The following is a 12,921-nucleotide window of genomic DNA, read 5'->3' as shown; positions in this document are numbered from 1 at the left end:
TCTACAAGCGGTACAGCACCAAGACCTTCCTGTCCAAGCACATCGTCTTCGGCAAGCACGTCGACGACTTCCGCGTCCGCGGCGGCTACGGCCACAACGGCAGCTTCGGCTGGGGCGGCTGGCACCAGCGCTAAGCGTTGATATTCGAGAAATGGCCCGGACCTTTCAAGGTCCGGGCCATTTCTATTTCAGCTGTCCTGTTTCCAGTCGGTGCAGAAACTGTAGCCGTTGAAACGTGCGCAGGCGCGCATCCAGTATCCCTTGTGCAACTGGTCGTTGGAGAATTGCGAACTGAACGGGCCGCACTGGGTCCAGTTCACCTTGTCCTTCGAGCGGTCGATCCAGGTCTGGTCGCCCGAGCGGTAGCCGGAGCGGATCGCGGCGAACGAGTGGTCGCTGATGCGGTGGTTGACCAGGGCAACCTTGACGGTTCGGCCGCTGACGGTGGCGGTGCGGCTGGCGATGTCGTGGTGGGCGATGCCGTTTCCGGGCCAGCTGCCGCAGTTGGTGTCCGCGGCGGCGGGGCTGGAGACGGTGATTACAGGGATTGCCGTGAAGGCGGCGACGATGACGGCTCCCGTGCGCCAGGTCACTTTTGCCATGTGGAACTCCTCCCGATTCTTTCTAAAAAGACTTTTGCTGTCAGGAGGGGTGCTTGTCCATCTGTTCTGGGCAACATGGCGCAATGGAGCAAAAGGTCCGCTTGGGCTGATCATCGACAAATTCGGAGGTGTGATCATGCAGGCACTGGTGTACGAGGGGCCCCGGGAGGTCGTCGTCCAGGAGGTTCCAGACGCTCGCATAGAACGCCCGACCGATGTCCTGGTGCGGGTCACCGCCGCCAACATCTGCGGCTCTGACCTGCACATGTACGAAGGCCGTACCAACATGGAGACCGGCCGCGTGCTGGGCCACGAGAACCTCGGGGAGGTCATCGAGGTCGGGTCGGCGGTCGACCGGATCACGGTGGGCGACATGGTGTGCCTGCCGTTCAACATCGCCTGTGGGCACTGCAAGAACTGCGAGGCCGGGTTCACCGGCTTCTGCCTCACCGTCAACCCTGGCGTGGCGGGGGCCGCCTACGGTTACGCCGGGATGGGGCCCTTCCAGGGCGGGCAGGCCGAGTTGCTGCGGGTGCCGTACGGCGACTTCAACTGCCTGCGGTTGCCCGACGACGCGCGGGAGAAGGAGAACGACTACGTGATGTTGTCGGACATCTTCCCCACCGGGTGGCACGCCACCGAGCTGGCGGGGTTGCGTCCGGGCGAGTCCGTGGTCGTGTACGGCGCGGGGCCCATCGGGCAGATGGCGGCCTACTCGGCGCTGCTCAAGGGCGCGAGCAAGGTCATGATCGTCGACCGGCAGGCCGACCGGCTGAAGGTGGCCGAGAAGATCGGCTGCATTCCGATCGACGACTCCCAGGGGTCGGCGGTGGAGCAGGTGCTCGACCTCACCGCGGGTGAGGGGGCCGACCGGGGTTGTGAATGCGTGGGTTACCAGGCGCACGACCCGCAGGGCGACGAGCATTCCGACGCGGCGCTGAACAGCGTCGTCAGGTCGGTGCGGCCCACCGGCGGCATCGGCGTCGTCGGGTTGTTCCTGCCGGAGGACCCGGGCAACGCCGACGAGGCGGCGCGGGCCGGGAAGATCCCCTTCGACATGGGGCACTTCTGGTTCAAGGGCCAGAAGATGGGGACCGGGCAGGCGAACGTGAAGGCGTACAACCGGCAGTTGCGCAACCTGATCCACACCGGCAGGGCGCGGCCGTCGTTCATCGTCTCGCACGAGCTGCCGCTCAGTGAGGCGCCCGAGGGCTACCGCCACTTCGACGCCCGTGACGAGGGCTGGACCAAGGTCGTCCTGCATCCCGGCCGCTAGGGCGTCAGGGGAAGGGTGTGGCGATCGAACGTCGTGTCCCTTCCCGCGAAGGTGAAGCCGGCTCTCCGGGCGACCGCGGCCGAGACCGGGTTCGCGGGGTCCACCTTGATCACGGCCAGCCGGGCGCCTTCGGAGGCGGCGTACCGGCAGGCCAGGAGGACCGCCCGCGTGGCCAGGCCTCGGCCGCGCCACGACGGATAGAGGCCGTAGGCGATGTCGACCTCGTCTCCGGCGAAGCGCAGGTCGAGGGTGCCGGCGGGGGTGTCGTCCACGCGGATGCCGAAGGCGCGCAACGGGCCGCGCCGTTCCCACTGCGTCACGCAGTGGTGGAGGTAGGCGGCGGTGGCCTCCCGGGTCGAGGGGCCGCCGGTGTACCAGCGGGTCAGCTGCTCGTCCTGACCGGCCAGGTGGGCGTCGAGGTCGGCCGGGGTCAGCGGGGTCAGACGTATACGAGGAGCACCAGCCATGAGCCATGATCTCGAACTCGTCGAGCGGGCCAACGCCACCGGCCGGATTCCCGCGGTGTTCGTGCACGGCCTGTGGCTGTTGCCAAGCAGCTGGGACCGGTGGGCGGGGGTGTTCGACAAGGCCGGGTTCGCGCCGGTCACCGCGGGGTGGCCGGACGATCCGGACACCGTCGAGGAGGCCCGCGAACACCCCGAGGTCTTCGCCGACAAGACCGTCGCGCAGGTGGCCGACCACCTCTCCGAGCTGATCGGTCGCCTTTCCCGCAGGCCCGTGGTCATCGGGCACTCCTTCGGCGGGCTGCTCACCCAGATCCTGGCCGGGCACGGGCTCGCCCGCGCTTCGGTGGCGATCACGCCGGCGCCCTTCCAGGGGGTGCTGCCGCTGCCGCTCTCGGCGCTGCGGGCCGCCGCGCCGGTGCTGGGGAATCCGGCCAACCGGCACCGGGCCGTGCCGCTGACCTTCGAGCAGTTCCGGTACGCCTTCACCAACGCCGTCAGCGAGGAGGAGGCCAGGGAGCTGTTCGAGGAGTTCGCCGTCGCGGCCCCGGGGGCTCCGCTCTTCCAGGCGGCGGCGGCCAATGTCAATCCGTGGAGCGAGGTCAAGGTGGACAGCCTGGCCGAGGACCGGGGGCCGCTGCTGATCATCTCGGGGGAGCGGGACCACGCGGTTCCGTGGGCGATCGCCAACGCGTCGTACAAGATCCAAGAGAGGAACGAGCACCACGTCACCGAGATCGTCGAGATCCCGAACCGTGGGCACTCCCTCACCATCGACATGGGCTGGCGTGAGGTTTGTGACACCGCGTTGAACTTCGTGCAGCGCTTCGTGTGAACAACTGACCGATCGGACAGAACTGTCCGATCGGTCAGTTATCGTGGTGCCATGACCCGATCCGCGACCTCGATGCGTGCCGACATCCTGGAGTCCGCCCTGCGCCTGTTCGCCGCGCACGGCTTCCGGGGCACGTCGCTGCAGGACATCGCGTCGGATGTGGGCTGCTCGAAGGCGTCCTTGCTCTATCACTTCACGAACAAGGACACGATCCTCAGCGAGCTCTTCGCCCCCATCGGGCACGAGTTCGAGACGCTGCTCCAGCGGCTGGCCCCACTCCAGGGCGAGGAGGCCGCTCGGGCCGCCGTCGCCGGTGTGGTGGACATGTCGCTGCGCTTCCGCCGCCAGGTCAAGATCCTGCTGCTCGACGTCGACGCCCTGCTCGACCATCCCGAACTCCCCTGCGTCGACGATGTGACCGAGGCGCTGGTCGACGCGATGGTCGGGCGGGTGCCCGAGCAGGAGCCCAGGGTGGCGGGCTGGATGGCGCTGCTGGGGATCTTCCTGACGACGGCCCGGGGGGTCGCGATCCCCGACGAGACCATGCGCGCGGAGCTCACCAGTGGAGCGTTCCGCACACTCGGCCTGTCCTCTTAGAAGAGAGCTTTCATGGCGACCTTGCTCTACCGGCTCGGCCGGTTCTCCTTCCGCAACCGGGGGCGGGTGGTGGCCGTCTGGGTGCTGCTGCTCGCGCTGATGGGGGCCGGCGCGGCCCTGTTCCTCGGGCCGTCCAGTGACAAGTTCAGCATGCCGGGCACCGAGTCCCAGCGTGCCCTCGACGCCCTGGCCCGCGACTTCCCGCAGGCCAGCGGGGCCACCGGCACGATCGTGCTGGCGGCGCCCGAGGGCGCCAAGCTCGACCCGGCCGCGGTGGCGCCCGTGGTCAAGGAGGCCGCGTCGGTGCCCGGCGTGGTCGCCGCAGTGGACCCGTTCCAGGCCCGGTCGGTCTCCCCCGACGGCCGCTACGCGCTGATCACCGTGCAGTTCTCCGGCACGGCCGAAGACCTCGCCGACGAGACGCGCGACGCCTACCTCAAGGTCGGCTCCACGACCACGGGCATGCGGGTCGAGCACGGCGGTGACGTGCTGCGCGCCGCCCCCGAGGTCGGCGGGTCGGAGGCGATCGGCGTGCTGATCGCCGCCGTCGTGCTCATCATCACGCTGGGTTCGCTGGTCGCGGCCGGGATGACGCTGCTCAACGCGCTCGTCGGGGTGGGCGTCGGCATGGGCGGTCTGTACGCCCTCAGCGGCGTCGTCGAGCTGACCTCGGTCACCCCCGTCCTGGCCCTGATGCTCGGTCTGGCCGTCGGCATCGACTACTCGCTCTTCATCACCTCCCGCTACCGCCAGTTCCTCACCGAGGGGCTCGACCGCGAGGAGGCCGCCGGCCGGGCCACCGGCACCGCCGGTTCGGCCGTCGTGTTCGCCGGGGCCACCGTCGTCATCGCGCTGGCGGGCCTGTTCGTGGCCGGCATCCCGTTCCTGACCGTGATGGGTCTGGCCGCCGCCGGGACCGTCGCCGTGGCCGTGCTCGTCGCGATCACCCTGCTGCCCGCGATCCTCGCGTTCGCCGGGGAGAAGGTGCTGCCGCGCCGGCAGCGGGCCGGCGAGGCCGTCGCCAAGGAGGGCTTCGGCTACACCTGGGGCCGTCTGGTCACCAAGTTCGGCATCCCGATCCTGCTGGTCGGCATCGCCGGGCTCGGCGCGCTCGCACTGCCCGCCCAGGATCTGCGGCTGGCCCTGCCCGACACCGGTTCCGCCGCCCCAGGTAGCCCGGCGCGGGAGGCGTACGACCTGACCAGCGAAGGGTTCGGCGAGGGGTTCAACTCGCGGCTGATCGCCGTGGTGACCACCAAGGACGCCGCGACCACCACCGCCCTGGCCGGCCAGGCCGCTCAGATGATCATGCAGGTGCCCGGCGTGCTGGCGGCCACCCCGCCGCAGCCGAACGCCGACGGCACCACCGCCCTGGTCGCCATCATCCCCAAGAACGGGCCGACCTCGGCCGAGACCGAGCAGGCCGTGCACGACATCCGGGCCAAGCTCGCCACCATCTCCGGCGCGGAGATCGCGGTGACCGGCGCGACCGCCCTCGGCATCGACGTCTCCGACAAGCTCGGCGAGGCCATGCCGATCTACCTGCTGCTCGTCGTGGGCCTGTCGGTGCTGCTGCTGATGCTGGTCTTCCGCTCGATCCTGGTGCCGGTCAAGGCGGCGCTCGGCTTCCTGCTGACGGTCGGGTCGACGTTCGGCATCACCGTGGCCATCTTCCAGCAGGGCCACCTGGCCGGCCTGTTCGGCGTCGAGCAGCCCGGCCCGCTGGTCAGCTTCCTGCCGATCCTGCTGATCGGCATCCTGTTCGGCCTGGCCATGGACTACGAGGTCTTCCTCGTCTCCCGCATGCGGGAGGACTTCGTGCACGGCGACACCCCGCGCCAGGCGACCATCAACGGCATGGGCCACAACGCCCGGGTCGTCACCGCCGCCGCGCTGATCATGACCTCGGTGTTCGGCGGGTTCGTGTTCATGGACGACCCGATCATCAAGTCGATGGGCTTCGCCCTGGCGATCGGCGTGCTGATCGACGCGTTCGTGGTGCGGATGACGCTGGTGCCGGCGGTCATGTCGATGCTCGGCCGGGCCGCCTGGTGGCTCCCCCGCTGGCTCGACAAGATCCTGCCCGACCTCGACGTCGAGGGCGAGAAGCTGCGCCACCACCTGGCCGAGCCGGCCGAGCGCGAGGTCACCCGGGTGTGACCAGGCCGCTCTCGTAGGCCTGCACGACCAGCTGGGCGCGATCCCTGGCCAGCAGCTTGGCCATGATCCGGCTCACATGGGTCTTCACGGTGGCGTGGGAGATGACGAGGTCGCCGGCGATCTCCTCGTTGGACCTGCCGGTCGCCACCAGCCGCAACACCTCCCGCTCCCGGTCGGTCAGCCTGGCCAGGCCGGGGGCGGGGGTCGGGCGGGGCGGGGTGGCGACGTACTCCTCGATGAGGCGTCTGGTCACGGCGGGGGAGAGCAGGGCGTCTCCCCTGGCGGCCACCCTGACCGACTGGAGCAGTTCGGCGGGCTCGATGTCCTTCAGCAGGAAGCCGCTGGCCCCGGCCCGGAGCGCGGCGAAGACGTACTCGTCGAGGGCGTAGTTGGTCAGGATCACGACCTTCAGATCGGCCAGCTCGGGGTCGGCGCCGATCCTGCGGGTCGCCTGGATGCCGTCCATCAGGGGCATGCGCACGTCGAGCAGCGCCACGTCGGGCTTGAGGGAGCGGCAGAGCTGCACGGCCTCACCGCCGTTGCCCGCCTCCCCCACGACCGTGATGTCGTCGGCCAGCTCCAGCAGGGCGCGGAAACCGGCCCTGATCAGCGGCTGGTCGTCGGCCAGCAGGACCCGGATCATCGGGGGAGCTCCGCCCGTACGAGAAAGCCCCCGCACGCCTGGGGCCCGGCCTCCAGCGAGCCGCCGACGGCCACCGCGCGTTCGCGCATGCCGATCAGGCCCATGCCCGGTTCGGCGTCGCCCGGGGTGCCGTCGTCGGCGATCGTCAGCACCACCCGGCTGGTTTCATGTGAAACCGTCAGCGTGATCGTGGCCGGGCCCGCGTGCCGCAGCACGTTGGTGAAGGCCTCCTGCGCTATCCGGTACGCCGCCCGGTCGGCCTCCGGCCGCAGTTCCACCGGCTCCCCCGTCACCGTCGACCGCACCGACAGGCCGGCCGCCTCGGCCCGCTCGATCAGCCGCGGCAGGTGGGCCAGCCCCGACGACGGGCTCCCGGGTTGCCGCAGCACTCCCAGGGTCGAGCGGAGTTCCCGCATCGCGTCCTGGCCCGACTCCTTGATCGCCAGCAGGGACGAGCGTGTCTGCGCGGGATCGCGGTCGAGCATCTCCAGCGCCACCGAGGTCTGCACGTTGATCACCGAGATGGTGTGGGTGAGCGCGTCGTGCAACTCCTGGGCGATCCACAGGCGTTCTTCACCGGCCCGGCGCAACGCCGCCTCCTCTTTGGTGCGTTCGGCCTCGGCCGCCCGGTGTTCCACCTCTTCGAGGTAGGCGCGGCGGCCGCGGGTGACCTCGCCGAGCACGAACACCGCCACCAGCCAGCCGCTCAGCAGGCTCAGCCCGCCCGGCTCGGGGTCCTTGGCCGACAGCGCGACGATCACGCCGATCCCGGCGGCCAGGGCCACGACCAGCACGACGGCCAGTCTGCGGCGGCCCACGCTCGCGGCGGTGTAGACGGCGATCAGGGCGGGCGCGGCGGCGAACACCCCCGGGTACTGGAGGCCGTAGTAGAGGACCGCGCACGCCACGGCCACCCACCCGGCCGCCAGGGGAGCATGCCGCCGCCAGACCAGCGCCGCCGACGAGACCACGATCAAGGCCAGGCCGAACGTGTCGATCGGCCGTTCGACCAGCCCGGAGCTGGACAGCCGGCCGTAGGTCCCGCCGACGCCCAGAGTGAGCGTGACCAGGGCGAGCACGGTGTCGTTCTTCCAGGGCGGCACGCCTGCCACGGTAGGTCAGAACCGGGAGGAGGGCGTACATCCCCGGATGTACATCGCGATCACTACCGGGGTGTGATGATTGCCGATTTTTGGCTGGTCCATTATGGCGTCCATGAGATGGACCATCCGGTTGACCTCCGTGCTGCACCTGGCCGGGGTGCTCGGCCAGGCGCTGCTCGCCGGGCTGTTCGTGACCGGCGACGCCGACCTGCTGAGCTGGCATGAGAGCAACGCCGGGATCACCTATTCGCTGCTGCTGGTGCAACTGGTCGTGGCCTTCCTCCTCTGGCGGCGCGCTCGTGTGGTGTGGCCGTTGTGGGCGACGGGAGGGCTGGTCGTGGCCGAATCGGCGCAGATCTGGGTGGGCATGTCGCGAGACCTGGCCGTGCACTTCCCGCTCGGGATGTCGATCTTCGGAGCGTCGGCGGTCATGACGCTGCTGCTCTGGCGGGTGACACGATGATCTCCCGGCGCGGCTTCCTCGGCCTGCTGCTGGCGGCCGGCTGCGGCGCGGAGGTCTCCGGCGAGCGGCTGACCAGCGCGATCCCGCTGCCCCCGAAGTTCGCTCGCCCCCTGGTGCTGCCGAAGACGGCGCGGCCCACGAGCCCCGGCCGGTACGCCGTCACCCAGCGCCCCGCCCGGATGGAGATCATCCCGGGGACCACCACGGAGATCTGGGGCTACGACGGCACCTGGCCCGGCCCGACCTTCGACCTCAGGCGCGGCGAGCAGGCCGTGGTGACGATCCGCAACGACCTGACCGTGCCCACCTCCACGCACCTGCACGGCGGCGTCACCCCGGCCGACTCCGACGGCCACCCCATGGACCTGGTCGTCGGCACCACCCGGCCGCACCACGCCGGATCGACCCTGCACGACCGGACCAAGGACTACGTCTACCCGCTCGACCAGCCGGCCGCCACGCTCTGGTACCACGATCACCGGATGGACTTCACCGGGCCGCAGGTCTACAAGGGGCTGGCCGGGTTCTTCCTGATCAGGGACGACGAGGAGGAGAAGCTCGGGCTGCCGGCGGGGGACCGGGAGTTGCCGCTGATGATCTGCGACCGGTCTTTTGAGGCCGACGGGTCGTTCCGCTATCCGGCGCTCGACCCCACACTCCTGCTCCGCCACGGGGTGCGGCCGGACTTCATGGAGGGCGTCGAAGGGGATGTCGTGCTGGTCAACGGGGTGCCGTGGCCGTACCGGGAAGTGGAGGCGGTCCGCTATCGCCTCCGGCTGCTGAACGCCTCGAACGCCCGCCGCTACCGGCTGGCCCTGCGGCCCGGCGGCTCGTTCACCCAGATCGGCAGCGACCAGGGGCTCCTGGAACGGCCGCTGACCCGGGACACGATCACCATCGCCCCGGGTGAGCGCTATGACGTGATCGTCGACTTCGCCCGTTATCCGGTCGGCTCCCACGTCACGCTGACCGACCTGCTCGGCGGCGACGTCATGCGCTTCACGGTGACCCGTAAGGCGCGGGACGACAGCCGGGTGCCGGCCAGGCTCACGAATCCACAGCCTGTGGACGACCCCGTCGCCCGGCGCACCTTCGACTTCCGCGTCGACGACGGCGCCTGGACGATCAACGGCAGCCCCTACCTCCCCGGACGGTCCGTCGCCGCGCCCCGCCTGGGCACGACCGAGATCTGGCGGTTCGCGAGCGACTTCCACCATCCCGTCCACGTGCACCTGGGCCGGTTCAAGGTGCTCGGCCGCGAGGAGCAGGGCTGGAAGGACACGGTCGACGTGCGGCCCTACGAGACCGTCGAGGTGGCCGTGCGGTTCGACGGGTACCGAGGGCGATACATGCTGCATTGCCACAATCTCGAACACGAGGACATGGCCATGATGGCGGACTTTGACGTTGTCTAGGTTGATCACCGAGAGTCACAACGACCACGCTGAACCGTGATCAAATATCTCGTCGTCGCGGCCCTCGCCGCGCTCGCCCCGGCCATGCCCGCCTCGGCCGACCCCATCCCCGGCCAGGCGCTCGGTTTCCACAACCAGGCCCGCGCCTTCTACGGCATCGGCCCGGTCGAATGGGACGCCACCCTCCGTGAGGAGGCCAAGTGGCACGCCCGCACCTGCTCGTTCGTGCCGTCCGACCACGACGGCCGCTACGGCGAGAACCTCTACGTCACCACCAGCCAGGCCGACGACGCGACCGTCCTGCGGGACGCCGTCGTGTCGTGGGCGAACGAGGCCGCCAAGTTCGACGTGCGGAACCACCGCTACGCCCAGGACATCAGCCACTACACGCAGGCCGTCGGCGCGAAGACCGCGCGGGTCGGGATCGCCATCGTCGACTGCCCGGCGGGCACGATCTTCGCCGCGCCGACCAAGTTCGTGGTGGCCCGCTACCAGGGTGCGGTCAAAGCGGCCTCCTGATGATTGATCACCCGGTCCGCCGCGGCTACGACTTGATGCCATGATCAAATACCTCGTGGTCGCGGCGGCGCTGGCCGCCGTCCCCGCCCCGGCCAGCGCCGAGACCGTCATCGACGCCGCCCTGAGCAGCCACAACACGGCCCGCGCGCAGTACGGCGCCCGCCCCCTGGTCTGGAACGCGAGCCTGCTGCCCGCCACCCAGACCTGGGCGAACGCCTGCCGGTTCCAGCACTCCAACCCGGCCGGCCAGTACGGCGAGAACCTCTACGCCACCACCAGGGTCGCCGACGACGCGACGATCGTGCGGGACGCGGTGAAGGCCTGGATGGACGAGGCCAGGTACTACGACTACTCCAAGCCCGGCTTCTCGGGCGCGACCGGCCACTTCACGCAGGTGGTCTGGAAGTCGTCGACGGGCCTGGCCGTCGCGGTCGGGTCGTGCCCGGCCAACACGATCTTCTCCAGGGCCTCGAAGTACGTCGTCGCCCGCTACACCCCGCCGGGCAACTGGCAGGGTCAGTTCGCGCAGAACGTCGGCCGTCCGGTCTAACGGATCTGCTCGACCACCTCGGCGACCCCGTCCGCCAGCCGGCGGGCGGCGTCGACGTGGTGGGCGGTCCACACGATCCGCACCCCGGTCGCCGTCGCGCGGCCGTCGTCGTCGCTGAGGTCACGGCTCACCGCGGCGATCAGGCGGGCCTCGGCGGCCTGGTCGTAGGGCAGCCGCTCGGGGACCGGCGCCTCGCGGCCGAGGGCCTTGCCGGCCCGTTCGAACCAGGTCACCACGGGGTCGGCCGCCGTGACGATCTCCATCTGGGCCGCGCTGCGGTCGCGGTCGACGTGGCCGTCGTCCCTGCTCCACAGGTCGACGATGGCCTCCGCGCTGTACTGGAGCACGGTCACGCTCGCGACCAGCGACGACGCGTCCGACAGCGGCATGTGCTTGGTGCCGCGTTCGGCCAGGTAGCCCCGGAAGGCGTCGTCGAGCCGCTGCATCGCGGCCAGCGCCTGCCCTCGTGTGTCGCTCGGATAGGCGGCCGACGACCCGACGTCGCAGCGGGTGACGCCGAACTCGACCGCGCCGCGGAAGTAACGTGCGTTGTCGGTGAAGGCCTCGTCGAGCGACTGGCCGAGGGCCGCCCGTGCGCCGCGCGGCCAGAACAGGGCTCCGGCGAGCAGGCTGACGGAGCAGCCGACGGCGATGTCCTCCAGGCGGATCAGGCCTGTCCGCCAGCCGGTGGGCGCGGCGATCTCGAAAAGGATCAGCAGGAGCACGGTGAACCCCGCCTGACCGGCCATGAAGGAGATCACGGTCGGCGCGAGCCCGGCGACCAGGATCGTGACCGGCAGCAGGATCCACAGGAAGATCGTGTGGCCGTGCACGGCCCACAGGACGAAGGCGCCGATGGCGAACCCGACGGCCGTCCCGGCGAGCGCGCGCAGGGCGCTCTGGCCGGTCGTCACCGCGTTCGAGCGCAGCACGACCAGCGTGCCGAGCACCACCCAGAACGAGTGCTCCACCCCGATCACGCTCGCGACCAGCACTGAGATGCTGAGCGCGACGGCGCCCCTGATGCTGTTGCGCAACCACACCGAGTGGCGTTCGGCGTGTGCGGAGACGCGGGCGCGGGCCGACGACAACCGGGTGGAGTATCCGGCGGGTTGCCGGCCGAGGAACCGGTCGCGCCACGACCGGGCCTCGGCGGCCACCGCGATCTCGACGTTCTGCGCGATGGCGGAGATCGCGAAGCTGATCTCCTGGGCCCGGAACGAGGGTTCGAGTGAGGCCACGAACGCGGTCGCGTCGCCGGTGACCCGGGCGCCGGTGACCTCGCGTTCCATCGCCCGCCGGGCCTCCATCAGGCGCCGGGTCTCACTGTCGAGGCGGTCGCCGCGGCCGGCGGAGTCCAGCAGGTCGGCGGCCCTCACCAGGACCTCGGCGGCGGCCGTCTCGACCGCGCAGACCGCCGGGTCGATCGGGCCCGGCCCGCTGTCGAACGGCTCGCGTTCCAGCACGGAGTGCAGCCAGACCACCTGACCGGCCAGCCGCACCTCGGCCCGGCCGGTCGTGGTCAGCCCGGCCGGGCGGTAGGGCGTGTCCCAGAAGGTGGACTTCATGTCCTGCACCGCCTCGTTCGCCTCTTCGGCCAGGGCCCGCAGCGGCGGGTTCCGGCTCAGCGGGAGCCCGCCGGAGACGCAGGCGACCTCCAGCTTGATCCGCTCGGCCAGCAGCGTGAGCGCGCGGGCGATCTTCGGCCGCAGCGGGTCGCGGGTGGGCGCGGGCCACAGCAGCACGATCGCCGCCATCGACGCCGCCCCCACCAGCCACCAGCCGTAGAGGCGGTCGTCCAGAGCCGACAACGGGGCCGGGATCGTCACCGGCAGCACATAGGAGACCAGCAGCGCCGTGGACGCCCCGGCCAGCACCGAGCTGACCACCCCGGAGAACAGGATCAGGAACGTCACCGCCACCGTCGTCAGCACGGCCGTCACCACCGCGTGGGAGGCCAGGGTGCCGACGGAGATCAGCACGGTGCCGGCCAGGACCAACCAGAACTGCGCGGTCAGCCGGTCGCGGGTGGAGCCGCTGAAGTCGACCATCAGCAGCAGGGCGAACGACCCAAACGAGGCGTACATCGACATCACCGGGTTGCCGACGACGAGGTCGGAGAACGCGAACGCGGACGGCATGATCACCGCCGCGCGGGCGCCCTTGCGGACCGTGTTCAGCTCCGGGTCCCGCTCTCTGATCCACCGCAGGATGCTGGTCATATGGCGCATTCTGCGACGTCAGAGGTGGTTCGCCGGGGATCTTTACGTAGCGATTGACAGATCATCATCGGC

13 protein-coding genes are annotated in these 12,921 nt (G+C 70.3%); 8 read left to right on the top strand and 5 right to left on the bottom strand.

Annotated features, from left to right (window positions below; translation table 11 throughout):
• Positions 1-188: 188 nt before the first annotated feature.
• Positions 189-602 (bottom strand): hypothetical protein, encoded by a 414-nt coding sequence (locus tag QSK34_RS23715; RefSeq protein WP_161479377.1) that lies wholly within the window; start codon positions 600-602, stop codon positions 189-191.
• 136 nt (positions 603-738) lie between these two features.
• Between QSK34_RS23715 and QSK34_RS23710 the strand changes: the two genes are divergently transcribed.
• Entirely contained in the window at positions 739-1,878 is a 1,140-nt protein-coding gene (locus tag QSK34_RS23710) for a glutathione-independent formaldehyde dehydrogenase (RefSeq protein WP_285586680.1), read from the top strand.
• On the opposite strand, the gene QSK34_RS23705 is transcribed toward QSK34_RS23710, so the two are convergent.
• Positions 1,875-2,345: a GNAT family N-acetyltransferase gene (locus tag QSK34_RS23705; protein ID WP_285586677.1), complete on the bottom strand. Its 471-nt coding sequence runs from the start codon at positions 2,343-2,345 to the stop codon at positions 1,875-1,877. The genes QSK34_RS23710 and QSK34_RS23705 overlap by 4 nt on opposite strands.
• Here QSK34_RS23705 and QSK34_RS23700 point away from each other — a divergent pair.
• From QSK34_RS23700 to QSK34_RS23690, 3 genes are read left to right on the top strand one after another with little or no spacing between them, the layout of a single operon-like run.
• Entirely contained in the window at positions 2,344-3,177 is an 834-nt protein-coding gene (locus QSK34_RS23700) for an alpha/beta fold hydrolase (protein ID WP_285586674.1), read from the top strand. The genes QSK34_RS23705 and QSK34_RS23700 overlap by 2 nt on opposite strands.
• A gap of 51 nt (positions 3,178-3,228) precedes the next feature.
• A complete protein-coding gene (locus QSK34_RS23695) occupies positions 3,229-3,774 on the top strand; it encodes a TetR/AcrR family transcriptional regulator (RefSeq protein WP_161479381.1) in 546 nt (181 codons plus the stop codon).
• 12 nt (positions 3,775-3,786) lie between these two features.
• Positions 3,787-5,934, top strand: coding sequence for an MMPL family transporter (locus QSK34_RS23690; RefSeq protein WP_285586671.1), 2,148 nt, complete (start codon positions 3,787-3,789; stop codon positions 5,932-5,934).
• Here QSK34_RS23690 and QSK34_RS23685 read toward each other — a convergent pair.
• Both QSK34_RS23685 and QSK34_RS23680 read right to left on the bottom strand, forming a co-directional pair.
• Positions 5,921-6,577 carry a response regulator gene (locus QSK34_RS23685; RefSeq protein ID WP_285586669.1) on the bottom strand — a complete coding sequence of 219 codons (657 nt, stop codon included), beginning with the start codon at positions 6,575-6,577 and terminating at the stop codon, positions 5,921-5,923. The two genes, QSK34_RS23690 and QSK34_RS23685, sit on opposite strands and share 14 nt — an antisense overlap.
• A complete protein-coding gene (locus QSK34_RS23680) occupies positions 6,574-7,680 on the bottom strand; it encodes a sensor histidine kinase (RefSeq protein ID WP_285586667.1) in 1,107 nt (368 codons plus the stop codon). The genes QSK34_RS23685 and QSK34_RS23680 overlap by 4 nt, the downstream gene beginning before the upstream one ends.
• A gap of 112 nt (positions 7,681-7,792) precedes the next feature.
• Between QSK34_RS23680 and QSK34_RS23675 the strand changes: the two genes are divergently transcribed.
• The 4 genes from QSK34_RS23675 to QSK34_RS23660 are packed head-to-tail and all read left to right on the top strand — an operon-like array spanning position 7,793 to position 10,627.
• On the top strand, positions 7,793-8,143 hold the full coding sequence (locus QSK34_RS23675; protein WP_285586664.1) for a hypothetical protein: 351 nt from the start codon (positions 7,793-7,795) through the stop codon (positions 8,141-8,143).
• Positions 8,140-9,558, top strand: a complete 1,419-nt coding sequence (locus QSK34_RS23670) for a multicopper oxidase family protein (protein ID WP_285586663.1) — start codon at positions 8,140-8,142, stop codon at positions 9,556-9,558. Before QSK34_RS23675 ends, QSK34_RS23670 begins: the two co-directional genes overlap by 4 nt.
• A 36-nt stretch (positions 9,559-9,594) precedes the next feature.
• The gene (locus QSK34_RS23665; protein ID WP_285586662.1) at positions 9,595-10,077 is read left to right on the top strand and encodes a CAP domain-containing protein; all 483 of its coding nucleotides are present in this window, start codon (positions 9,595-9,597) and stop codon (positions 10,075-10,077) included.
• Positions 10,078-10,117: 40 nt separating this feature from the next.
• On the top strand, positions 10,118-10,627 hold the full coding sequence (locus QSK34_RS23660) for a CAP family protein (RefSeq protein WP_161479388.1): 510 nt from the start codon (positions 10,118-10,120) through the stop codon (positions 10,625-10,627).
• On the opposite strand, the gene QSK34_RS23655 is transcribed toward QSK34_RS23660, so the two are convergent.
• Positions 10,624-12,849: an FUSC family protein gene (locus QSK34_RS23655; protein WP_285586660.1), complete on the bottom strand. Its 2,226-nt coding sequence runs from the start codon at positions 12,847-12,849 to the stop codon at positions 10,624-10,626. The genes QSK34_RS23660 and QSK34_RS23655 overlap by 4 nt on opposite strands.
• Between the last annotated feature and the right edge of the window lie 72 nt (positions 12,850-12,921).

It is taken from the genome of Herbidospora sp. NBRC 101105, from assembly GCF_030269205.1.
Taxonomy (GTDB): Bacteria; Actinomycetota; Actinomycetes; order Streptosporangiales; family Streptosporangiaceae; genus Herbidospora; species Herbidospora solisilvae.
Note: the sequence above shows the minus strand (reverse complement) of the source record. Positions and strands in the feature narration are given on the sequence as shown.